Raw genomic sequence first — 21,676 nt, forward strand, 5'->3', positions numbered from 1 at the left:
TGAGCGGCCTGCCGGCCGTGGCCGTCACCGGACCGCGCTCGGTGGGCGAGCGCGGTCCGGTGGCGACTATGAGCGGCAGGACGGTTGTGCGGGCGGTCCGGTCAGCGGACCGTGTGCTGCTTGAGAGCGACCGCGATCTGTCCGGCGCGGTCCGTGGCGATGGAGCCGCCCTCGGTCCGGACCGCCTTGGCGATGTTGGTCCGGTTCAGCGGCTCGTTCGCGGTCCGGAGCCGGTCCAGCGCGGTCCGCTCCAGGTCCGTGAGCGTGATGACCGTGAGGTCCGGACCGCCGTCCTCGCCACGGTCCGGACCGGAGACACCTTTCGGGGCTTCCTGGTCGGCCGGTCCGGTGCGGTCCGGCTCCTGCGGTCCCGGAGCGGCGTCGGCGGTCCGGACCGTCACTCCGCGCGCAGCTGCCGCGCTCTGGGTGGCGGGCACGGTCCGAGGTCCACGGTCCGGACCGGGTCCGGTCAGCAGGTCAGCGCCCTGCGGTCCGGCCGGACCGGCCTCCAGGGCGCGCGCCGGTCCGCCGGTCCGGTCCGTAGCCCCGGCGGTCCGGACCGGACCGTGGACCGCGTTCCGGTCGCCCGGACCGGACCGGACCGGATACCCACCGTGCTGGACCGGGCGGACCGGAACCAGGCTGTCCAGCGGTCCGGGCCGGTCCGTGCGGGTCAGGGTGAGGATGGTGGGAATGGCTGCCGGTCCGTGGTCGTCGACCGCGAGGCGGGGAACGACGACCCGGTGCCGGGCCAGACCGGTCCGGGCCGCCTTGCGGTCCGCGAGTTCCGCGCCCGCTGCGGTCCAGGCCCGGTCCAGCGTGGTCAGGCGCGGGTCCGTGATCGCGAGCGACCATGCGGTGAAGGAGTGGACCGGGTAACGGAACCAGCGGACCGCCCCGATCGACGGGCGGGCCTTGGCGACCTTGCCGTCCTCACGGAGCTTGCGGCGGTGGATCAGTGAGGCGTACAGCTCCCACAGCACCATCCCCACGATGCTCATGGCGGCGAAAGCCACCGCCTTCGGGGTGAAGTGCCAGTAGGTGATCTGCTCCGTCCAGATCTCCTTCTTCGCGTCCCAGACCCGGCTGCCGGCCACAGGCTGCCCGGAGGCGTGCCAGAAGTTCATGACCGCCGCCCCGAGGGCGAAGATCCAAGTGCTGACGCGGTAGAGGGTTCCGGCGTCGCCGCCCTGGCGGGCCTGGTGGTACATCCAGCCCACGAACGCCGTGCTGAGTTCCCACGCGGCGGCGAACAGGATCGTGAAGGGGACGACCCAGCCGAGGATGTCCTCAGCGAACCCGGCCTGGCCCGTCCACGCGACGGCCATCGGGGCGGTGATCGGACCGATCACCATCAACCGCTCCGCGTTGACCTTCACGAGCTGCTTCACGCGGTCGGACACGGCCGGCTTCCCGGCGCGGTCCGCGGCCCGCAGCTCCCGGGCCTTCGCCTTGCGGGCCTCCTTCGCGTCCCGGCGCTCCCCTTTGGCCTGGAGCTTGAGGCGCTTGCGTTCCAGGGCCCGCTCGGTGCGGTCGGTGGCGCGCTTCATCCGGGCGGCGGCTTCGGCCACCATGTCGTCGGCGGCCTTCAGCGTGACGTCCGCGTCCGCTTCCCTCAGCCGGGCCTGCGCCAGAGCCTGCTCGGCTTCCTTCAGTTCCGCGTCCCGCTTGGTGCGGGCGGCGGCCAGGATCCGGTCGGCCTCCTCGCGGGCGGTGCGGGTCAGGCGGTCTGCGTCCTCGGTCGCCGTCGCCCGCAGCCGGCCGATGTCCTCCTTGGCCAGCGTGCGCGTACGGGCCGCATCCGCACGGGACGCCTCCCGCTCGCGGGCGGCATCCTCACGCAGCTCGGCAGCCGCCTTCTCCGCCCCGGCCCGCACCTGCACGGCCTGGCCGTCCGCGCTCTCGCGCAGCCGGTCTGCCTCGCCCCGCGCCCGCTCCAGCACCTGTTCGGCGTCGCTGGTCGCGCGGGTGCGGGTCTCCGCCGCGGTGCGCTCCGCAGCCGCGAGCAGCTCGGTGCGCGCACTCTCCGCGTCGGCGAGGGCCTGCGCGGCCTCGGTGCGGACCTGCTCCGCCTGGACGGCCGCCGTGGTGGTGACCTCCTGCGCCTGGCGGCGCGCGTCGGCGAGCAGCTGCTCCGCCGTCACGTCGGCGTCGGCGAGGACCTGGTCGGCCTCGCCGTTCGCCGTCGCCGTGACGGTGTCGGCCTGGCGGCGCGCGTCGGCGAGCAGCTGCTCCGCCGTCACGTCGGCGTCGGCGAGGACCTGATCGGCGTCGGCGGCCGCCGTGGTGGCCTCCGTACGGACCCGGTCGGCGTCCGCCGTGGCGACGGCCAGGAGGCGGGACTGCTCCGCAGTGGCGGCCTCGGTGATCGAGGCCGCCTCGGTGCGGGCACCGTCCAGCAGCTCGGTGGCACGCGTCTCGCCGTCGGCGAGGATCCGCGCGACGTCGTCGACGGCCAGGTCCCGGAGGTCGGCGGCGCGGTCGGCGGCGTCGGCCACGACCGGGTCAGCCTCCAGGTGCACCAGCGGCACGGTGGTCTCGGGGGCGGCCTGGGTGGGAATGGAGGCCGGCGCAGCGGGCGCCTTGGCGCGCCCGGCGTTACGGGGTTTCGTGGTCTGCGCGGGCTGGCGCCTGCGGCGGGTGGCGGGTTTGGTGGCCACGGGGTGTCCTCTCTTCCGGGCGCCTCCGTACAGAAGGGGCACCGTGGATCTGCGGCGGTGGGTAGGGTCGTGACCCGGCCCTCTGGGGCCCCGGCAGCGTGAATGCCGGGGACCCGGAGGGCCGTTGTGCTGGGTGGTCAGCGCCGGGCGGGTCAGGCAGCCGCCGATTCCTGGCCGCCGGCGGGCCCGTGGATGCGGGCGAACCGGGCGCTCGCGGTCAGCAGGGCGGTGACGTCCGCGTGGGTGCGGTGCTTCCGCTCCGACCACGGCGTGGCACGGGCCGAATCCGATCCGGTGTGAGCCTGGATCACGGAGTTCATGACCTCGGAAGCGACGCAGACGGTGTCGGGGTCGCCGTGTTCGCCGCCCGCACCGACGTGGCCCAGGGCGGTGGTCAGGGTCCGCTGCGGGCCGGTGCCGCTCTCCTCGCGGACGAAACGCAGAAGGGAGCGGACCATCTCCTTGACCGTCATGGAGTCGTCGTCGGCGGCGAGGTTCGCGCCGGCCGACCAGTCCTTGCTGTAGTCGTAGGCGCGGACCCAGCCGTCCTTGTCGAGCAGGGCGATGGTGGCCTCCAGGTGGCGGGCCACGGACTCGCCGGAGGACTCCTCGCCGGACGGGCCGATCCACACCGGCCGGTAGGCGTCGGCGGCGAGTTCGGCCGCCTTGGTCAGCGTCTCGTCGCTGAAGACCGCAGTAATGGCGGGCGTGGTGGGGGAGGTCGTGTTCTCGGGCATCTGTCACTCCTGGTGGATCACTCGGTCCGGACTTTCCGGCTCCCAGTCACCGCCCGACCCGGCCACCAGTGTTCGGCGGTCGGTGCGGGCGGATCAGGCAGCCGTCAGACCGTGGCGAGGGGCCGGTGCGGGGCGATGATCCGGCCGTCGGGCAGGAGCTCCCCGGTGTCCTCAAACACCAGTACGGCGTTGCAGAGCAAGTTCCAGCCCTGCTCCGGGTGAGCGGCCACGACCTGCGCCGCCTCCGCGTCGGAGCTGTCGGCCGCCGGGCACGTCGGCGTGTGCGTGCACAGCGAGCCCGGCAGCGGGGAGGCGCCGGTGTGGGTCGTCGCGATGTCGAGCTGGTGGCTGCTTTCCATGGGGCTCTCCTGCGGGGGAGGAAGGCGATCCCGGGATTGTCCCGGGCTGGAGACGTGCGAAAAGGAAGGCCGCCCGTCGTACGGACAGCCGCTATCCGGCGGTACTGCGGGGCGGGCCGGAAGTTGCCCGCCGCTCCCGTCAGGCGGTGCGCCGGCGGGCGGCGCGGCGCTTGAGGGAGCGGCGCTCCTTCTCGGACAGCCCGCCGAACACGCCGTAGTTCTCGCCGCGCTCCAGGGCGCCCTGGAGGCAGGACTCCATCACCGGGCAGCGGCGGCAGACAGCCTTGGCCTCCTCCTCCTGGAGGAGCGACGGACCGGCGTCGCCGATCGGGAAGAACAGCTCGGGGTCCTCGTCGGCGCAGAGCGCGCGGGGGCTCTCGATGATCTCCGTGGTGTCGGCGCCGTAGTAGGGGGTGCGTACGATGGAGCCACGGTTCATCAGGGCCAGTGCAAAAGACAGCCCCGGGGCGGCCACCCTGGGGCTGTTGCGTTTCTACGGCGGCCGGACGGCCGGAGCGTGGTATTTCCCGGCGCTCTCCGCCGGCCCCGCCCGGAGAGGCACGGGGACGACGGGCAGTGCCGGGTCAGCGCTGCTGTTTCAACTGGCGGGCCCGGTAGGCGTCCTGGAGTCGGACGAAGCGCTCGTGGATCGGCGCTCCCTCCTCGCACGGCTGGAGGGTCTGGCAGGCCGTGCAGCCGTCGGCGTGCTCGGTCGACGCGGTGAACGCCTTCATGTAGCGGACGTACAGGTCGTCCGTCTTGCGGGCGCTCACCGGCGGTTGAACTTGTTGAGGATGTTGGTGACGTCGCGTCGCCGTACCGACGGCGTCGGGGTGGGCTTGGGCGCGGGCTTCGGCTCACTCATCGGAGAACCTCCGGGGCGTTGCGGGGCGATGGATGTCGTGGACGCGGTGCCCGGCCTGGTACGCCATGGCGGCCGCCGTGGCAGCGGCGGCCAGGAGTACGCGAGTGTCGGGATGGCGCAGTCCGCGAGCACGGGCCGCCCGCGCCGCGTGGTGCTGTGCGGCGCAGGCGGCCCGTATGAGAGACGGAATGTCGGGCACGGTCACCTGGCGGTCAGCAATATCCGCAGGAGACGTGGCCGTCCGGGTTGAGGCAGCCGCAGTTGGGACACGCCCACGTGGCCAGCGCCTGCAACCGACGAAGCAGATGGTTCATCGGCGGTTGTTCTCCGATCGCTCGTTCTGCTCCTTGTTCTTCCGCGAGAGCTCCTCGCGCTCCGCCTCGGTCAGGCGGCTGGTGACGACGGCCTTCACTTGCCGCCTCCCGTCCGGACGCGGCGCAGCGCCTCGTCCATGTCCGGGTCGGAGTCGGTCCCGAGCGCTGCGAAGACCTCGTCGACCGCGTCCTTGAGCGTCTTGCCCGGGTCCCGCTTCGGCAGCGGCGGCAGGTCCGGAGCGGGCTCCGGGTCGGCCACCGCGACCAGGCGGTTGTCCGTCTCGCCCCGCTCGAACCACCCAGCCCGGACCTGGCGGGGACGAGCCGGGGCGGGCGGGGCTTCGGCGGGCCGGTCGTGCCGGGGCTCCGGCTCACCGGACGCACCAGGGGTGATGACGGCCCGAATCGGCCGTGCGATCATCAGGCTTCGCACAGGGTGTTCCTTTCAGGGTTCCTGTGTCGCGCCGCCCGGGTCTTGCCACCCGGGCGGCGCATTCGCGTGTGGAGCAGGGCTTCCCGCCGCCCACGGACACCGGACCGGCCCGTGAGAAGGGACGGTTCGGCGTGCCGTGCGGCAGCGGGGCGAGGTCGTACGGTCGGGCTAGGCATCAGCCGTCAGCCGGAGCAGCCGGGCGAGCCGGATGCCGATCCGGCGGCCGGACGGGCAACGCGGCGGGCGGCGCGGGGGATCGGCAGCCGGGACAGCCGGCCCGGTGTACTGCGGAGCGACGGCGACCAGGCCGGGCTCGCATGTGCACGTCATCAGAGAACCTCCTTCCAGGAATCGAGCGGGGCGGGCTTCCTGTCAGCCCTCCGCCGCCGCCGGACCAATGGCCGGCGGCGACGGAGTACACAGGACGCCGGTCAGGCCGCCACGATCATCGGCTCGACGTCAGCGAAGACGACGACGCGAGGCATCGGGGCCGGGGGCAGGAGCCGTACGGCGGGCAGGCCCATGCCGGACGGGACCTCACGACGGCGGTGCTCAACCTGCTCGCGCTGCTGGACCGCCCGGTCGGCGAGCCGCTGAAGGGCCGGCCACGCCTGGTCCTTCGCGGGAAGGACGTCCAACTCGGCTACCGAGAGCCAGACTTCCTGGGTGACGTCGTCGACGTCGGCGATCGGATCACCGGCCCCGAGGGCATCCAGGCGTGCCGCGACACGAGCGGCGAGCCGTGCGGAGTGGCGGGTGTAGAGGTCGGCCAGCGTGGTGCGCATGAGGAGTCCTTCCGGGGGCGGGAGTTGGTGGTGGGCGTGGCTGCGTACGAGCAGGCCACGGCCCCGGCCGCCCCCTCTTGAAGCGGGGCAGCCGGGGCCGTGGTCGTTCGTCGTGCAGTCCTACCGGGTGAGCTGTTCTTCCTGCGTCGCCAGGAGAGTGATCGCGCTCATCAGGTCGGCGCGCTCCCAGTCGGTGAGCTGCGGGGCGTCGGGCTTGCGCGGGTTGAGCGTCTGGATCAGCGCGGCCAGGGTGTTGCGGACGCGCCGGAGGTCGGCGTCGGCGACCGTCTCCGAGGCGTTCTGCCACTGCTGCTCGTGCAGCAGGCGCAGGCCCCACACGCGGCGGTCGTTCCAGTCCTCGCGGTCTATCTGCGCCTTGCGGCGGGCGGGGGCGAGGCGCTTGGTGTGTGCGGCGAGCTGGGCGAGGCGGCGGCCGTCCGTGCACCGGGAGGTGAGGTCGGCGGCGCGCAGGATGTTGCCCTTGTCGTCCTTGATGGAGCAGGTGGAGCAGCCGCGGACGTGGGCTTCGTCCAGCTTGCGGGCCGTCTTGTCGTCGACGGTGCCGCCGACGATCTGCATGACGGCGGGGGTCGAACCGGTCTTCGGCTTGCGGATCACGCGGGTGGAGCGTCGTCCGTCGGTCTGGGTCAGGCCCTCTTCCAGTCGCTGGAACCACTGGTCGACGGTGAGGTTGACGGTGACCAGGCGGTGGCTGCCGGGGCAGCGGATCGGGTCTTCGGTGCCGGCCTTCTCCGTGTGGTGGGGGACCAGCTTGGGCCGCGCACTGTGCGGCGTGCTGATCGGCACCCAGGTGCGGCAGGTGGGGCAGACCAGCGTGGAGTAGGCAAGGTCGACCTCGTGCGGCTTGAGGCTGGAGACGACCAGCGGGGGGAGGGGGCTGAGGGCGCGGGACCGGGCCCGGCGCGGACGCTTCTGAGCGGTGAGGTCACGGGTTCGCGTAAGCATGAGGGCTCCTTCGTACGGAGGGGCAGGGGTGCGTCGCAGGTGCTCTCTCCGCCCTTCAGGCCGCACGGCGAGCCGGCGTCCTGAAGGACAGACAACGCATCAGCGCTGCGGGGTGGTACTCGCCGCAGATCATGGGCGGAGGAGTTAGAGGTGCCTCGGGCTCCGGCCACCGAGGTGGCTAGGGCTTTGGACTCCGGCCACCGAGGTGGCGATCTGCTGCGTGGTGCGGGAGGGGCCCTAGAGCCCCGCAGCAACCGGGCTTGTTCTCCCGGCCGTTGCAACTTCCTATCGGAAGCTGATGCAGACGTTAGCCCCGTACAGGCTCCGCCGTCAACAGCTTCCGATAGGAAGTTCGCCAGACTTCGCGGTGACCCTGCGTGCGCGGGCCACCACATCCGACCCGTTGAATAATCCCGGTTTTTTCCTGCAGGTCAAGCGGTCCCGTGCGTTAATACCGGGATTAAGGTTGGATGGGCCGTCAGACCGTAGGAAGGGAGGCGCCATGGCATCGCCACGGTGGAAGAAGCTCGCGGATGAGATCGCGAACGAGATCGCGGAGGGCGTGTACCCGCCCGGCGCGAAGCTGCCGAGGATCGCCGACCTCGTCGCTGCCGGTCGCGGCTCACGGACCACGGTCCAGCGGGCGTACAGCGAACTGACCGAGCAGGGCTTGACCATCGGCGTCCAGAAGTTGGGCACGATCGTGTCGCCGATTCTGGGAAAGATCCATCGGGATGGAACCGGTCGCTACATGCGTGTCGCCCGGGAGCAGAGCGGTGCCCGCGGCGCCTTCGCAGCCGAGATCGAGCGCCTGGGAATGGCCCCGGTCAGCAAGACCGACATCAGCCGCGGCAGCCCGCCGGCCCGCATTGCCGAGCTGCTCGATGTCGATCCCTCAGCCCTGGACACCGTGCTGATCCGGGCGCGAGTCATGTCCGCCAGCGAGATCGTTGTCCAGCTGGCCACGAGTTTCTTCCCGGGCAGCATCGCGTTCGGAACCCAGCTGGAACAGCAGGACACCGGCGCGGGAGGCTCGAAGTCCCGGCTGGAGGAGCTGGGCCACGGTCAGCGGACGATCACGGAGACCATCAACGTCCGCTCGCCCAGTCCGGCGGAGGCCAGCGCGCTGGCCATCCCCATGGAGCGCCAGGTGTACGAGATCACGCACGTGGCCCGCAGCGCGGAGGGGCGGGCCGTCGAGGTTTGCGTGCACGTGGTATCGACGACGCTATGGACGCTGAGCTACACCTGGCCGATCGACCCGCCGGAAGCACCTGTCGATCCGGCGTAACACCCACCCCAATCACCAGACAAAGAACGGATTCATCAACGTGAGCGACAAGATCGTGCGCGACTCCTCGACTCGTTACCTGCGCGCCCGCCGGGAGGAGGGAGCCTCGCGCGGAGCTTTCGACACCGAGATCAGGAAGCTGGGTGGCGTCCCGCGCGTCGAGACGACCGTGGAGCGCGACGCGACCCCGGAGGCCGTCGCCGCGGTCCTCGGTGTGGAGGCCGGCACCGAGGCAGCAACTCGCAAGCGCCGGATGTTCAGCGATGACCGCCTGGTGCAGCTGGCGGACTCCTACATCCCGCTCGATGTCGCCGAAGCCGCCGGGATCGAGCAGCCCGACCCGGGCAAGGGCGGGATCATCTCGCGCATGGCGGAGTCCGGCTTCGAGCAGACCGAAGTCACCGAGGAGATTCAGCAGCACCCGGCGACCGAGGCTGAGGCGACCGCGCTCGGCATCGAGGCTGGCACTCTCCTGCTCCGCATCATCCATGTCGGCCGCACCAGTGAAGGCCGCGCTGTCGAGGTGACCGTGCACACGCTGGCTCCGGACGCCTGGGTGCTGCGCTACAGCGTGCCGACCAGCTGATCGACTGTGCCATTCGGGGCCGTTCGGTCGGTCGCTGATCGATTGGACGGCCCCACCCATTACTTCCTATCGGAAGTTGCGCTAAGGTTCCCGCCATGACTAAGAAGCCGGCTACGGCCAGATCGATCGCGGAAACCTTCCGCGTCCGGATCGCCTCCGGCGCCCTGCAGCCGGGCGACAAGTTGCCCAGCACGAAGCAGATCGCGGCGGAGTTCGGCGCCAGCGAGCTCCTCGTGTACCGGGCCATCACCCAGCTCAAGGAATCGGGCCACGTCGTTGCCCGCCAGGGCGCGGGCGCGTTCGTGCGGGTCTACAACCCGCTGCTCTGGAATCCCGGCGAGTACGAACGCGGGGAGAGAAGCGACGACCCGGTGACCAACACCGACGACTGGAAGGCGCAGGTCCGAGCCCAGGGTAGAGAGCCTGAGCAAGGCACTCCGCAGGTTTCGAGCGAACCGGCGTCGAGGGACATCGCGAACTGGCTCGACTTGGAGCCGGGCTCACCCGTCGTTGCTCGCCGGCGGGTTCGTCTCGTCGACGGCGAACCGTGCCAACTCGCCGATTCATGGTTCCCCGTCGAGATCGCTGAAGGCACTCCCCTCATGGAGGAGCGCGACGTGACCATGAAGGGAGGCATTCTCGCCGCCACAGGGAACCCGCAACACCGCATCCGCGACGAGCTCGACATCAGGATGCCCACGAGTACTGAGATCGAGCGCCTTAATCTGCAAAACCTGCCGGGCACCCCCGTATGTCAGCACGTCCGAATTGGCTATGGAGCCAACGGCATTCCGGTCCGCGTGATGGTCACGATCGCCCCGGGCGACCGCAATCGGATCATCTACGAACTGGAGATCAACCGGTGATTCTGCGCCTCGCCACTACGGCAGACGTCGATGCCTTGATGTCGCTGCGCCTCGAGGCGGAGGGATGGCTCGCTGCTGCCGGGATTGACCAGTGGAGGAACCCCCAGACGCGCGGTCCGGCCTTGGCGAAATGGATGGCCGATATCGAGGCAGGCCGCACCTGGGTCGTCGACGAGAAGGGCGTTCTTGCCACAGTGACACTCGCCCCGGCTGACATGGATTTCTGGCGACCGAGTGACTCTCCCGAAAGCGCCGTCTACGTAGCGAAACTCATCACCGCGCGGGCCGCAAAGGGAAGCAATCTTGGTGGTCGCCTTTTGGATTGGGCTGGCAGCCAGGCACGCGCGCAGGGAAAACCGTGGGTACGCCTGGACTGCTGGCGCGACAACCTGGTGCTGCAACGGTTCTACCTGCGCGAGGGTTTTGAGCACGTCCGCACCGAAGCCCCCGCCCATCGCCTGTCCGGATGGATGGGTCAACGGTCGGCTTCAGTCGTACGTCACGCGAACGCGCTGCTGACCAGCTCATCAGAATTCGCAGGCTGATCCCACCGCAAAGCCACGAGGGCCTGACGCCACCTCAGGAAGGAGCGACCGATGCTCATCCCGTCTGACGAGCAATTCAGTTCGCGCGTCCCGTCTGGCGGGCGCGGCATCCCGGTCCTCTCGGAGTCTGCGCGAATTCGCCCCACAGTTCTATCCGGTTGTGCGGCTAGGCTGTGCGCAGAAGTGATCGACAATGGCGAAAGCCCCCGGGACCGGGCCTGGTCCACTGGGGGCTCTCGAACGGGGCGAAGCTCCGTTTGGGCGAGCACCTTGATGGGAGGTGATCGCGGGGTGAAGGCTACCCGCCAGCGCGGAACTTCACGCGCAGCTGCGCCGTTTCACCATCGCGGTCACGCCTTCGGGTGCGCTTTCCGGCATGCCGACTCCACCTTCGGTTTCGAGGGGGTCGGGATGACCTAGGTCATCGGCCGCGCGCGCCATTCTGCGGACTGACATCCGCTTCGGCCTCGCGCGGCCCTTCGCTCCGACCGGGCTTGACACGCCAGGTCGGCCGCTCAGTCCCGGTTCACACCCGGTTCCGAGCTTCGGCTCATTGAGCCACTTTTTCCCATGCACTACCCCGCCTTGACAAGCGGGCCGGCCCCTTTGACAAGGGCCACGCAACACCTGAGCAAGACCCCGGCCAATGACACGGCCGACGCACTACCCGAGCAACACCCCGGCCGCTGTGACAACGGCCGACGCACTGCCCACCGAACCGCGGGGCCCTGTGACAGGGGCTCTGCGGTTCACCAGAACCGAGACGAGAGGAGAAATCTCTCCCCAGGCCCCAGGTGTGCCCGCTCCTCACGGAGGGGGCGTTGGTGTCTCCCAGTTCGCTCGTCGGCCGTCCCGCGTTGCGGGGTGGTCCGGCGCGCATATGGAAGTTGGTGTCCCCGCCATAGTGCACGACCTCGTGTCCCCTTGTCAGCTCGACCGTGCCCGGTTCGCACCGGTTCGAGCCAGCCTTGCTTCCCGCGTGACGGGATTCGCACACCCTGTTTGCGCAGTTCACGGTATTAGTCACAAAGATTCTCGCGGTTGGGGTGTCACACGGCCCCCGGTCCCCGGCGCCTGTTCCAACAGGGGGATCCGTGTCCTCCTGGCGGTCTCCGGGGGTGCCTGGTGAGCGCGGTGACGGCGCTGGCCGCCGTGATGGTCCCCGCCCCGCGCCCGCCGGTCGACGACGGCGCGGTCGGCGTGCTGCCCCAGCTGTTCGTGCCAGAAGCGTGCCAGTGGCTGTCGACGACGGCGGGCCGGGTGGCGACGGACGGCTACTCCTGGATGCAGGCGGTTCACTGGGTGGCCGGGTCGGGGCTGTACCAGCCGCGGCGTCACCGCTCCACCGGGATCCGGGCGTTCAACGCGACGACGCTGCACATCGCGCAGCTGCTCGCGGAGCTGTCGCCGTGCTTTCCGGGCGTGATCTATCTCCAGCGTCGTACGGGCCTGTGTGAGCGGACGGTGGAGTACCACCTGGCGGCGCTGCGGGAGACAGGTCTGCTCGTCTACATCTCCAAGGGCACGCGGGCGCGGGGCAAGTCGGCGACGGCCAGCGAGTTCGCGCGGATGATCCCGCCGGAGTTCGACCAGGCGCTGGGGATCCGGACGAAGCTGCGTGACGACGCCGCGCCCGCGTACACGCGGGTGATGACGGGGGTCGCGGATGCGGGCCGGGAGCTGATGGCGAAGCTGGGCAAGAAGGCGTCGCGGAAGAAGCGGCGGCCCCGGAAGGCGTCCTCGAAGGCCCCGGTGAAGGGTGTCCGGAAGGCGGCTTCTGGGGCGTCTGGGACGGCTGTTTCAGGTGGGTCGCGTTGCACCCCAATGCAGGTGGGTACATCAAGTTCTACAACTGCGGGTGCTACTACCTCACCCCCTGAGAACAAGCTCGCAAGCGGGGAAGCCACATCCCCCACCCCGAAAAAGCCCAACACGCCGACCGGTGGCCCCCGAAAACTGAACACGATCGGGCGCCGCTACCAGCTGGGCCGTGAACTCACCCAGGAACTGGACTGGCTGCGCGGCTGCTCGGTGCCCCGGATCGCCTGGGTGGCCCGCGATGTGGCCGATGCCGGATGGACCGTTGCGGACGTACGCGGGTGGCTGCACATGCGCGGCGAAGCGGGCCGGGTCCGCCGCGGCTCAGGTCTGCTCGCCGTGCTCCTGGCCGGTGCGGAGAAGATCCTCGACACCCCCGAGAAGCGGGCCTCCGCGATCGAGCAGTGGCGCGGTGCCCAGGAAGCCTCCCGCCGTCACCGCATCCACCAGGTCCGCGCCCGCAACGAGCGCTTCGAGGGCGACTGGACCGCCCCCGCCAGCCACACCGTCCGGCGGCAGGTGGAAGCCGCGTTCGACCAGGTCAGGGAAACGGCCACCGGCGGCCGCCACCAGCACCAGGACCACGTTGCCGACGACCCGGCCGCGGAGCTGGAGCTGAGCGAGCAGGCACTGGCGGACCTGCGCGCCACCGCCGCGGGCGAGCTGATGGGCGGCGAGACGACGCTGATCACCTCGCTGGAGCCGGACATGGCGGTGCGGATCTTCGGCGCCGACCTGGTGCGCCGCGCCAAGCGGCTGGCCAGCGGCGCCCGCAGCACGAACATGACGTACGGACGCCGGTAGGAGGCCCCGATGACCGAGACGAGCGAAACGACCACCCCCACCCAGCAGCCCGACGACGGCAGCCCGGAGATGTCCGGCGTCAACCTCGCACGGGTCGCGCTCCACCAGGCCCTCCAGGACGCCAAGAAGCGCGGCCACAGCGAGGCCCGAGCCCCGCGCCGCAAGCGCAAGGTGAAGCGGGACGGGCGCGAGCCGAACGGGTTCGCCGCCGTGCTCGCCGGGCTGATGGCCAACCGCGCCTGGGAGCTCCCGGCCGCCGGCGGAACCGTACTGGACCGCTGGCCCGACATCGCCGCCACCGTCGCACCGCGACTGCCCGACCACGTCCAGGCCGTCGCCTTCCACCCGGACACCGGCCAGCTGGACCTACGACCCGACTCACCCGCCTACGGCACCCAACTGCGCCTGATCGGCGCGCGGATCGTCATTGCGGCGAACGAGACAACCGGTGCCAGCGCCGTACGCAGCGTCCGGGTCCTGCCCGTTGGCGCCGCGCCCGCGCCGGCCGCGAAGCCCGCTCCCGAAGCTCCGACCGCACCGGGCGATCCTCAGGCGCCGGTGAAGACCCGCGAGACGGCGTCGCCTGGCTTCCACCAGGCGCTCGCCGCCCACCAGTCTGTCGTCCCCGCACAGCGGCTGGACCCGGGGATCGCAGAGGCTGTCGAGCGGCAGACCAGGGCGATGCGCGAGCTCAGCCGCCGCGCCTTCCCCAAGACCGCCGTCGCCGTGGATGATGCGCCGGCCCCGATCGAGGCCACCCGCGCACAGCGCCGCCGCGATGCAGCTGCCACCGAGGCCGCCGCCCTTCGGCGGGCCCGAGCCGAACGCGCCCAGCGCGCCGCAGGAACGGCGGCCTCTACCGCCGCAGCGCAACCCCGTACCCACCTGCCGCAGTCCGCCGCTCAGTTGCCGAACGAGGGCATCGCCTCGTGAATACCGGCGGGATGGGTGCGCGCAGTCCGCCCGGGGCCGGTCCCGACGGGGCGGTCGCGGTGCGTACCGACCCGGGCCCTGACAGCCTCACCGGCTAAGTTTCCAAACGGAGGTTCGAATCATGATGTTACGAAGCGCGATCGAATACGCATGGATACCGGCAACCGGACCCCGGTGTCCCGGCAGTGGCGGCATCGTTAGGCAGCACAGCGCGACCGCTCCGGGCGGCGCAGCCGCGTGCGTGAGTGCAGGAGGAGACCGGTGAGCGACCGCAGCGCTATCGAGTGGACCGAGGCGACGTGGAATCCGACCACCGGCTGCGACCGGGTTTCGGCCGGATGCGACAACTGCTACGCGCTGACTCTCGCGAAGCGGCTGAAGGCCATGGGCGCGGCGAAGTACCAGAACGACGGTGATTCCCGCACTTCCGGGCCGGGTTTCGACGTCACGCTTCACCCGGACGCTCTGGATGTCCCGTACGGGTGGAAGAGCCCGCGCACCGTGTTCGTGAACTCGATGTCCGACCTCTTCCACGCCCGGGTACCGCTCGACTTCGTCCGCCAAGTCTTCGCGGTCATGGCCGACACTCCGCAGCACACCTACCAGATCCTCACCAAGCGAGCGCGACGCCTGCGGCAGATCGCCGACCGGCTGGACTGGCCGCCCAACGTTTGGATGGGCGTCTCGGTGGAGAGCGAGAAGGAACTGCCCCGCGTGGACGACCTGCTCCAAGTACCGGCCGCCGTACGGTTCCTGTCGTGCGAACCGCTGATCGGACCGCTGCCCGGCCTCGATGTCAGCGGCATCGACTGGGTTATCGTCGGGGGCGAGTCCGGCCCGGGCGCCCGCACGATGGACATCGCATGGGCCAGTGAGGTGGTGCACCTCTCCCGCCGGGCCGGCTGTGCCCCCTTCGTCAAGCAGCTCGGCTCCCGCTGGGGCAGGGCACACAAGGACCTCGCTCAGTTCCCGGCGACACTTCAGGTGCGTGAGTACCCGAAGGAGCCCGTCCGTGTCTGATCTCGACCTTGCCTATCTCGCCGGCGTTATCGACAGCGACGGGTACATCACCGTGCACCGTTCGGTGCGGAACGGTAAGGCGTACCACGCCGCGCGCATCGGGATCGCCGGCACCCGGCGTCAGCCACATGACCTCGCGGCTTCGCTGTGGGGTGGAAAAGTCAGCCGCTACGAACCGAAAGATCCACGCCACCGCGTTCAATACCAATGGAGCCGCACGGGTGACAAGGCCGCCGTTGCGATCACGAAGATCCAGCCCTATCTGCGTGTGAAACAGGAACAGGCCCACATTGCGCTCGAGGTGCAGGAGCACGTAATTTTCGGCCGCGGTCCGAACCCCTACCCCTGGATGCCTGCGGACTACGATCCGGAGCCCTTGTTCATCAACCTGCGCGACCAGGTGGTCCGCGTTCTCAACCAGGACCGCCGGGCCGCGTGGGACCAGATGCCGGTCCCCTCAGCCGTCTGATCCACCGTCACCGTGGCGGCGGACGGCTCGCCGCCCCCAGCCGCCACGGTCAGGCAGCGAGTCCCCTGGGGTACACGGTTATCTCGCGGGTTCGCTTCACGCCGACGCCGTCGCTGGGCGTCTTGCCCTGCCTGTGCAGCAGCCGTACGGCCTCGCGCGCTGCCGGCTCGGTCACCTGCCCGTAGAAGTCTCCAAAGATCTCCAGCGTGTGGTCGACCAGCTTGACGGGGCGCCGGGTGCGCAGCAGCAGCTTCTCCAGGTTGTCCGCGATCATCGGCACTGCCCGCGCTTTCACTTCGTTCGGATCGGGGCGTATGGGGAACAGGGTCAGTTTTCCCTCGCTCTCCTCGTTCGTCTCCAACATCTCCCACCACTTGTCCCTCGCCCGGGCGACGGCGTCGCCGAACACCCACAGCCCGTACTGGCTGCGGGTGGCGAACACCAGCCGGTAGACGGGCCGTTTACGCGGTGAGTGCGACACTGGCACCGACTGCACGAGCATGCCCGTACGCGACTGAAGACGGCGGGCGTACTCGGCCGCCACCGCCTCGATCGCGTCCTCCGCCGCGCCTTCCCTGGCGGCTGAGGCGGAAGCGTCGGCGAAGTACTCGCGCCACCAGGTGCCGCCGCACACGTCGTCGAAGCGCTGCAGCGACTTCTCGTTCCCCTTCGGCGAGCGCACGTGACCGCCCAGCCGCCACACAGCCATCATGCTGAAGTTCATCAGCAGCTCGGTCGGCGGCTTCTTCTGCCGACGCTTGTGCGCCAGCACCTCCGTCAGCCGCTCCTGAGGCAGGACCAGCCCGCACGGATCCAGGAAAAGGAAAAGCGGCACCCGTGCCGCGCGTTCGACCACGCTGTCGAGAACACCGTCGACCTCGCCGCGATGGGCACGCGCCAGCACACCATCAGCCGCGTAGTGTTGAATGACCGCACCGAGCCGCTCGAACGACTTGGCCTGCGCCTCCGCGAAGAAGCACTCCAGTGTGAGCCCAGGACCGGACCGGAGGTCAGAAGCGATCTGCAGTGCGATCTCCGCCGACGCCGGATCACCGTTCTCGTAGCGGCCCTCACCCGCGTACCCGTCCAGATACACCACGCGCTTGCCGTGCGCATGAGTACCCGTCATCCCGCCGAACTGCGGCAGGTAGCGCCTGAGTAACTCGTGCTTGAACACACTGGGCAGCGCCTTGTCCCCCCAGTAGCCCCCGCCCGTTCCCGACGACATGACCCACCCCCGGCTCTGGAGTATCCGTCTGATTACAGATGGTGAACCACCGGGCATGGGTGGGCAAGACCGCCGGAACAGCACGCGCCGGGCATCTCGGCGGAATGGTCCTACGCCGACAACACAGGGCGGACCCGGAATGGGCACGAGGGTTTCGACGCCGTCCAGTTCAAGGCCAGGGTCGACTGAACGTATTGCGTGCCAGCTGCCCTCGGTCAGCTGGCTGCCGTTACGGTGACACCCAATATCACATGAGCGAGGAGAGTGCGTGGACGCAGGAGGCGCAACCGCATTTGCCGGTGCCGTCATCAGCGCGGGAGCGGCTGGGATCGCGGTATGGCAGGCCCGGATCGCAAAGCGGCAAGCGCAGTTCGCCGAGGATTCCGCTGCCTCGGCGCAGCGCCAGGCAGCTGCGGCCGAGGAGCAGGTGAAACTTATGGGGATGCAGCTGGCCGGAGAGGAAGCCGACCGCGTCGAGGCACGCCGCCCGCACTTCAAGGTCGAGTCTGGGCACGTGAGCTGGGAAGACGTGAATTTTCCTCAGGGTGAGCTGGTCATCAAACAGGACGGTGGCGTCGCGCTAAGCAGCGTCATGGTCACCCCGTCCGGCAACTACGTTCTCGGGCTGCGAGGTGAGCGCACCTACGGCGAGGGATACGCCCGAGTGCAGAGCCTCGATCTCGGCAGCATGTCGGACGGCGCGGACGCCGAGCTCTACATCAACCTGGAGTACCAGCACATCACACCCCTACGGATTGAACTGGAGCTGAAGTGCTTGGCACGCGAAGGTGGGCACAGATGGACGGAGCACCTCTTCGCGACTCTCGAAGAGCTCCCTGCACCTCCGCGCCCGCTCGACCCGCATGGGCGACGGAGGTTCGGACTCGGCGGCTGAGCCCAATCACAGTGCCAGAGACTGTTCCACTGTTCGCGACAGCCAAGGTCGGGGTGGGTGGAGGGTAGCGAGCTATGAGCGAGCAGCCGGTCTGAGATGAGTGGGCACAGCAGACCTGTAGCCGGGCGCGACCATCGGCCCGCCACCCCATTCGAACGGGCGAACGAAAACGCCGCAGCCTCGCTGACTGCCCTGGAAGATGTGACCAAGCGTCATACCCGGTGTCCGCGGAGGCGCCCTGTCCGCTGTAGCTGTCGAGCTTCCAGGTGACGGGCGCCCAGCACTTCAGGCCGGCTTCGCTGTGGGTGGCCAGGATCAGGTGGTAGCGGGCGCTCTGGCTGCTGACCTTAACTTGCCGCATAGCCCCTCCCCTGACCCCACACCAGTGGACACCCAGCGTCACCGTTGGGGGACTCGTTGTCTATAGCGCCAAGTCGGCCATCTTGATCAAGCATGACCGGACCACTCGGCACACGACGATGGCTGCCCGGTGAACCGATCTGGCCAGCAGGTGACTTTGCGTCAACTCTCCGTAACTCATAGGTATCTCTGGGTGGTTCGGGATACACAAGGGAGCTGAGACGTCCGCCTGCTGGCGGACAAGCTGCTGGCGGCTGTTCTGAGGAGGCGGAGGGTGCTCACGATCAACGTAGCGGTACTCCTCGCCGTGATCGTGATTCTGCGGTTGAGGCGTCGGACCGAAGCCAGAAGCCGGTCCGACGAGAAAATGACCGTGCTGATCGTCCTGATGCTGGGCCTGCTCCTCGCGCCGACACCGTTCGGCCAGGGGCTCCTGGACATCCTGACCCAGCTCGTGAACGGTCTGTCGCAGTCCGGTCAGTGACGCCCGATCACGTTCACCTGCGGCGTAGCGTGACGGTACACGCCTGGTGGACACCGTGCGTCGCGGGTCGCCGCCGGAGGGGGAGTTGTGCAGGCAGGAACCGTGCTGGACGGGCGCTACCGGCTGATCGAGCCCATCGGCGCGGGTGGCTTCGGGCAGGTCTGGAAGGCGCACGATCCCAGGGTCGACCGGCTGGTGGCGGTCAAGGTCCTCACCGGCGGAGGCAGCACGGACGGTGACCGACAGGTGGCCCGGTTCGCCCGCGAGGCCGCGGTCGCCGGCGGCCTTTCCCATCCGCGGATCGTCACCGTGCACGACTTCGGCTCCGCGATGCACAACGGGCGGCTGTACGCGTACCTGGTGATGCAGCTGCTCCCCGGCACGTCCCTCAGCGCCGTCCTGGAAGCCGGACGGCTGCCTCTGCCGAAGGCCCTGTACATGGCGGCCTGCGTCGCCGACGCCTTGGGCGCCGCGCACGAGGCCGGCCTCACCCACCGGGACATCAAGCCGTCCAACATCATGGTCCGGGACAACGGCGAGGCGACGGTCGTCGACTTCGGCATCTCCAAGGGAAGCGACGCCCGGCACGACATCACCACCACCGGCGTCCTGATCGGCACCCCGGCCTACACGGCACCCGAAGCGCTGTCCGGCATCTTCGACTACCGCTCCGACTTGTACTCGCTCGGCTGTGTGCTCTTCGAGACGGTCAGCGGCCGTCGGCCCTTCACCGGCACGTCCTGGCACCTGATCAACCAGCACCTCCACGAACAGCCCGCCCCCCTGCGCACCCTGCGCCCGGACGCCCCTGTGGAATTGGATCGGCTGGTCGACCGGCTCCTGGCCAAGGACCCCGCGCAGCGGCCGGACAGCGCCGATGAGGTCTATGACCTCATCGAAGAGATCAACGACCGCTACTTCGGTGACACCCCGCCGCCCAGCCGCGGGGCCGACGTCACTTCTGAGGTCTCGCTCACCCCGAGCGAAGCCACCGACGGCGCGGTCGTCCCCATGCGTATGACCGCCCACGAGAACTGCCCTGCCTGCGCCACTACCGGCGACGAAACGAGGGTGCTGGACTGCGCCGTCTGCAGAGGGGAGGGCAGGGTCGCCAGCAAGCGGCGCACCTTCTCGGTCCGCATTCCCGCTGGTGTCCGGAACGGGCAGAAGATCCGGCTCAGGGAATTTGGCGCACCGGGGAAGCACGGCGGTGCGCCGGGGGACCTGTACGTCACCGTGCACGTCGACAGCTGAGTTACCCAGCTACCCGCCAACGGTGCCAGTCGTCTCCCCTTGTTCGTTCTTTGCGCGCCGGCGCGTATGAGGAGCCGGGGCTCCCGGCCACCGGGGTGTTGCTTCATTCCTCAGTAAAATCGCGAGTGCCCAGGAGCGGAGCTCCGCATCTGAGGGACCACCCGCTAGCCAGCCCCCGCCTGGGCCCTGCGGCCGATCTGTCATGCGACCAGGCGCAGCCAGGCCGCCGCGAGTGCGGCATGACCGGCCGGCGTCGGGTGCACGCCGTCCGCGCTCCAGTGCTCCGGCCCGGTCGCCGCGGTGAGCTCGGCGAACATGTCGTCGGCGGCGAGCAGATGCGCGCCGTACGTGCGGGCGAGCTTGCGCACGACCTGGATCTTCGGATCCAGGTCGGTGCGCCATTCCTTTCGCTCGTCGTCTCCGATGAGCGCGTAACCGGCCCCAGCCTCGATGACGCCGTGGATCGGCAGAAGGAACGGCTCGATGAGGAGCAGTTCGGTGCCCGCCTCGGCGAGCGGCGCGAGCAGGCGGTCATAGCCCGCTGCGAACTCCTCCGCGGTGATCACGCGCCCCTCCGGGTCCAGCGTGTGCCAGCCCATGTCGTTGACTCCGACGAGGATCGACACCACGTCCGGGCGGGCGTCGAGCACGTCCGTCTGCCAGCGTGCTTCGAGGTCGCTCACCTTGTGGCCGCCTGTCCCTGTGTTCAGCCAGGTCACGGGCCGGTCCGGGTGCCTAAGCCCCCACTCGCCCGCGATGCGTAGCGGGTAGCCGAACCCGAGGCCGTCCTCGCTCTCCAGTCGTTGGCAGTCGGTGATCGAATCGCCAGTGAACATCACGGTGTCGCCCGGTCGGACAGTGATCGTCATGTGCGCTCCTTGAACTCGGCTGAGGAGAGAACCTCCTGAAAGGTGCCAGACCCCACCGACATCGGACCGACAGTCCCCCGATATGCCGCCGACACCACGGCACCCCCGTGTTGCGACCCGCGGCACCCGGCTCCACCAACCGGTACACGAGTCACGGAACGTCACAGATCACCGGTTCTGACACAGCTTCTAAGCTTGTTCTTCAACCTTTGGCGGAGCCTCAGCGACACCGGTAGGTTCTCCGCGGTGACCTTGATGGAGACGCAGGGCCTTGTGTCGATGAGCGACGGGGCGCAGTTACGTTGGATGGCGCTGGGGGACACGACTCGGCAGCCGCCCGTGGTCATGCTCCATGGCGGTCCGGGGCTGCCGGATTACCTGTGCGATGTCGCGCCCATGGTCGCGGACCTCGCGCCCGTGTACCGGTACGACCAGCGTGGCACCGGCCAATCCCCGTGGGAGGGCCGCCATTCCCTCGCCCGGCATGTCGACGACCTCGCCGAGCTGCTCGACGTATGGGAGGTGTCCAGGGCCGTGCTGGTCGGGCACTCCTATGGCACCGACCTGGCGAGCCGGTTCTGCCTGGCGCACTCTGACCGGATTGCCGGAATGCTGCTGATGTGCGGGCCATTCGTCGGTGACTGGCGCACCGGGGACCGAGCGGAGCGTGACCGCCGTATGTCCGCCGCGCAGCAGGAGCGGCTCCGCGCATTGGAGGAGTTGCCGCGCCGTACGGAGGAGGAGGAAGTCGAGCTGCTCACGCTGGCCTGGTTCACCGACCATGCCGATCCCGAACGTGGGTGGCGCTGGGCCGCGCAGGGTGCCCGGCAGCGGCGCCCCATCAACTGGGCTATGAACAGGGAACTTGGCAAGGAAGGACGCGCGGACCCGCTCGATGAGCACCTTGCCGAACTGAGTGCGCGCCTGCCCGCGCGAGCGGAGCTCCTCGGTGGGGTCGCCGATCCCCGACCTCTGTCGGCTCTCGAATCACTCGCGTTCCGGCTCGATCTTCCGCTGACGCGAATCGAGGGCGCTGGACACGAGCCCTGGCTGGAGCAGCCCGACGCCGTGCGTACACACCTTCGGAGATTCGTGCAAGGCGCGGTGGGCACATAGGGCTTCGACCGGTCCACCG

The 21,676-nt window shown here is 69.5% G+C and carries 23 protein-coding genes; 12 read left to right on the forward strand and 11 right to left on the reverse strand.

Annotated features, from left to right (window positions below; translation table 11 throughout):
- Positions 1 to 101: 101 nt before the first annotated feature.
- From ACFWV8_RS17675 to ACFWV8_RS17715, 9 genes are all read right to left on the reverse strand, one after another.
- Positions 102 to 2,660: a hypothetical protein gene (locus tag ACFWV8_RS17675; RefSeq protein WP_384202488.1), complete on the reverse strand. Its 2,559-nt coding sequence runs from the start codon at positions 2,658 to 2,660 to the stop codon at positions 102 to 104.
- 152 nt (positions 2,661 to 2,812) lie between these two features.
- Entirely contained in the window at positions 2,813 to 3,397 is a 585-nt protein-coding gene (locus tag ACFWV8_RS17680; RefSeq protein ID WP_384202491.1) for a hypothetical protein, read from the reverse strand.
- A gap of 104 nt (positions 3,398 to 3,501) precedes the next feature.
- A complete protein-coding gene (locus tag ACFWV8_RS17685) occupies positions 3,502 to 3,690 on the reverse strand; it encodes a DUF5999 family protein (RefSeq protein ID WP_384202717.1) in 189 nt (62 codons plus the stop codon).
- 205 nt (positions 3,691 to 3,895) lie between these two features.
- Positions 3,896 to 4,195 carry a WhiB family transcriptional regulator gene (locus tag ACFWV8_RS17690; RefSeq protein WP_384202494.1) on the reverse strand — a complete coding sequence of 100 codons (300 nt, stop codon included), beginning with the start codon at positions 4,193 to 4,195 and terminating at the stop codon, positions 3,896 to 3,898.
- Positions 4,196 to 4,340: 145 nt separating this feature from the next.
- A complete protein-coding gene (locus ACFWV8_RS17695) occupies positions 4,341 to 4,529 on the reverse strand; it encodes a hypothetical protein (protein WP_384202497.1) in 189 nt (62 codons plus the stop codon).
- A 500-nt stretch (positions 4,530 to 5,029) separates the two neighbouring features.
- Positions 5,030 to 5,368: a hypothetical protein gene (locus tag ACFWV8_RS17700; protein WP_384202500.1), complete on the reverse strand. Its 339-nt coding sequence runs from the start codon at positions 5,366 to 5,368 to the stop codon at positions 5,030 to 5,032.
- A gap of 168 nt (positions 5,369 to 5,536) precedes the next feature.
- On the reverse strand, positions 5,537 to 5,698 hold the full coding sequence (locus ACFWV8_RS17705; protein WP_384202503.1) for a hypothetical protein: 162 nt from the start codon (positions 5,696 to 5,698) through the stop codon (positions 5,537 to 5,539).
- A gap of 101 nt (positions 5,699 to 5,799) precedes the next feature.
- Positions 5,800 to 6,153: a hypothetical protein gene (locus ACFWV8_RS17710; RefSeq protein WP_384202506.1), complete on the reverse strand. Its 354-nt coding sequence runs from the start codon at positions 6,151 to 6,153 to the stop codon at positions 5,800 to 5,802.
- 120 nt (positions 6,154 to 6,273) lie between these two features.
- Positions 6,274 to 7,119, reverse strand: a complete 846-nt coding sequence (locus ACFWV8_RS17715) for a hypothetical protein (protein ID WP_384202509.1) — start codon at positions 7,117 to 7,119, stop codon at positions 6,274 to 6,276.
- Between the two features lie 502 nt (positions 7,120 to 7,621).
- Here ACFWV8_RS17715 and ACFWV8_RS17720 point away from each other — a divergent pair.
- From ACFWV8_RS17720 to ACFWV8_RS17755, 8 genes are all read left to right on the forward strand, one after another.
- Complete coding sequence (locus ACFWV8_RS17720) at positions 7,622 to 8,410, forward strand: GntR family transcriptional regulator (protein WP_384202512.1); 789 nt, start codon at positions 7,622 to 7,624, stop codon at positions 8,408 to 8,410.
- Positions 8,411 to 8,450: 40 nt separating this feature from the next.
- Complete coding sequence (locus ACFWV8_RS17725; protein ID WP_384202514.1) at positions 8,451 to 8,996, forward strand: UTRA domain-containing protein; 546 nt, start codon at positions 8,451 to 8,453, stop codon at positions 8,994 to 8,996.
- Positions 8,997 to 9,091: 95 nt separating this feature from the next.
- Entirely contained in the window at positions 9,092 to 9,862 is a 771-nt protein-coding gene (locus ACFWV8_RS17730) for a GntR family transcriptional regulator (RefSeq protein WP_384202516.1), read from the forward strand.
- Positions 9,859 to 10,407 (forward strand): GNAT family N-acetyltransferase, encoded by a 549-nt coding sequence (locus ACFWV8_RS17735; RefSeq protein ID WP_384202519.1) that lies wholly within the window; start codon positions 9,859 to 9,861, stop codon positions 10,405 to 10,407. Before ACFWV8_RS17730 ends, ACFWV8_RS17735 begins: the two co-directional genes overlap by 4 nt.
- Before the next feature lie 1,125 nt (positions 10,408 to 11,532).
- Positions 11,533 to 13,029, forward strand: coding sequence for a transcriptional regulator (locus ACFWV8_RS17740; protein ID WP_384202522.1), 1,497 nt, complete (start codon positions 11,533 to 11,535; stop codon positions 13,027 to 13,029).
- Positions 13,030 to 13,038: 9 nt separating this feature from the next.
- Positions 13,039 to 13,962, forward strand: a complete 924-nt coding sequence (locus ACFWV8_RS17745) for a DciA family protein (protein ID WP_384202525.1) — start codon at positions 13,039 to 13,041, stop codon at positions 13,960 to 13,962.
- Positions 13,963 to 14,223: 261 nt separating this feature from the next.
- Complete coding sequence (locus ACFWV8_RS17750) at positions 14,224 to 14,982, forward strand: DUF5131 family protein (RefSeq protein ID WP_384202528.1); 759 nt, start codon at positions 14,224 to 14,226, stop codon at positions 14,980 to 14,982.
- Positions 14,975 to 15,451, forward strand: a complete 477-nt coding sequence (locus ACFWV8_RS17755) for a hypothetical protein (protein WP_384202530.1) — start codon at positions 14,975 to 14,977, stop codon at positions 15,449 to 15,451. Before ACFWV8_RS17750 ends, ACFWV8_RS17755 begins: the two co-directional genes overlap by 8 nt.
- A gap of 49 nt (positions 15,452 to 15,500) precedes the next feature.
- Here ACFWV8_RS17755 and tcmP read toward each other — a convergent pair whose 3' ends face one another.
- Positions 15,501 to 16,679: a three-Cys-motif partner protein TcmP gene (gene tcmP, locus ACFWV8_RS17760; protein ID WP_384202533.1), complete on the reverse strand. Its 1,179-nt coding sequence runs from the start codon at positions 16,677 to 16,679 to the stop codon at positions 15,501 to 15,503.
- A gap of 268 nt (positions 16,680 to 16,947) precedes the next feature.
- Between tcmP and ACFWV8_RS17765 the strand changes: the two genes are divergently transcribed.
- The 3 genes from ACFWV8_RS17765 to ACFWV8_RS17775 all read left to right on the forward strand — a co-directional run bounded on the left by ACFWV8_RS17765 (position 16,948) and on the right by ACFWV8_RS17775 (position 19,672).
- Positions 16,948 to 17,574, forward strand: coding sequence for a hypothetical protein (locus ACFWV8_RS17765; protein WP_384202536.1), 627 nt, complete (start codon positions 16,948 to 16,950; stop codon positions 17,572 to 17,574).
- Between the two features lie 634 nt (positions 17,575 to 18,208).
- Complete coding sequence (locus tag ACFWV8_RS17770; RefSeq protein ID WP_384202539.1) at positions 18,209 to 18,418, forward strand: hypothetical protein; 210 nt, start codon at positions 18,209 to 18,211, stop codon at positions 18,416 to 18,418.
- Positions 18,419 to 18,505: 87 nt separating this feature from the next.
- Positions 18,506 to 19,672: a protein kinase gene (locus ACFWV8_RS17775; protein WP_384202542.1), complete on the forward strand. Its 1,167-nt coding sequence runs from the start codon at positions 18,506 to 18,508 to the stop codon at positions 19,670 to 19,672.
- A gap of 200 nt (positions 19,673 to 19,872) precedes the next feature.
- Here the strand turns inward: ACFWV8_RS17775 and ACFWV8_RS17780 are convergent, their stop codons facing one another.
- Complete coding sequence (locus ACFWV8_RS17780) at positions 19,873 to 20,541, reverse strand: SGNH/GDSL hydrolase family protein (protein WP_384202545.1); 669 nt, start codon at positions 20,539 to 20,541, stop codon at positions 19,873 to 19,875.
- Between the two features lie 255 nt (positions 20,542 to 20,796).
- Here ACFWV8_RS17780 and ACFWV8_RS17785 point away from each other — a divergent pair, with 255 nt between their 5' ends.
- Positions 20,797 to 21,657 (forward strand): alpha/beta fold hydrolase, encoded by an 861-nt coding sequence (locus tag ACFWV8_RS17785; protein ID WP_384202720.1) that lies wholly within the window; start codon positions 20,797 to 20,799, stop codon positions 21,655 to 21,657.
- Positions 21,658 to 21,676: the final 19 nt, after the last annotated feature.

Source organism: Streptomyces sp. NPDC058665, assembly GCF_042714995.1.
Classification (GTDB): Bacteria; Actinomycetota; Actinomycetes; order Streptomycetales; family Streptomycetaceae; genus Streptomyces.

Coding starts and splice junctions, on each gene's coding strand:
- ACFWV8_RS17715 (WP_384202509.1), bottom strand. CDS start 7,119: ATGCTTACGCGAACCCGTGACCTCACCGCTCAGAAGCGTCCGCGCCGG.
- ACFWV8_RS17720 (WP_384202512.1), top strand. CDS start 7,622: ATGGCATCGCCACGGTGGAAGAAGCTCGCGGATGAGATCGCGAACGAG.
- ACFWV8_RS17745 (WP_384202525.1), top strand. CDS start 13,039: ATGACCGAGACGAGCGAAACGACCACCCCCACCCAGCAGCCCGACGAC.
- ACFWV8_RS17730 (WP_384202516.1), top strand. CDS start 9,092: ATGACTAAGAAGCCGGCTACGGCCAGATCGATCGCGGAAACCTTCCGC.
- ACFWV8_RS17785 (WP_384202720.1), top strand. CDS start 20,797: ATGGAGACGCAGGGCCTTGTGTCGATGAGCGACGGGGCGCAGTTACGT.
- ACFWV8_RS17780 (WP_384202545.1), bottom strand. CDS start 20,541: ATGACGATCACTGTCCGACCGGGCGACACCGTGATGTTCACTGGCGAT.
- tcmP (WP_384202533.1), bottom strand. CDS start 16,679: ATGTCGTCGGGAACGGGCGGGGGCTACTGGGGGGACAAGGCGCTGCCC.
- ACFWV8_RS17710 (WP_384202506.1), bottom strand. CDS start 6,153: ATGCGCACCACGCTGGCCGACCTCTACACCCGCCACTCCGCACGGCTC.
- ACFWV8_RS17690 (WP_384202494.1), bottom strand. CDS start 4,195: ATGAACCGTGGCTCCATCGTACGCACCCCCTACTACGGCGCCGACACC.
- ACFWV8_RS17680 (WP_384202491.1), bottom strand. CDS start 3,397: ATGCCCGAGAACACGACCTCCCCCACCACGCCCGCCATTACTGCGGTC.
- ACFWV8_RS17705 (WP_384202503.1), bottom strand. CDS start 5,698: ATGACGTGCACATGCGAGCCCGGCCTGGTCGCCGTCGCTCCGCAGTAC.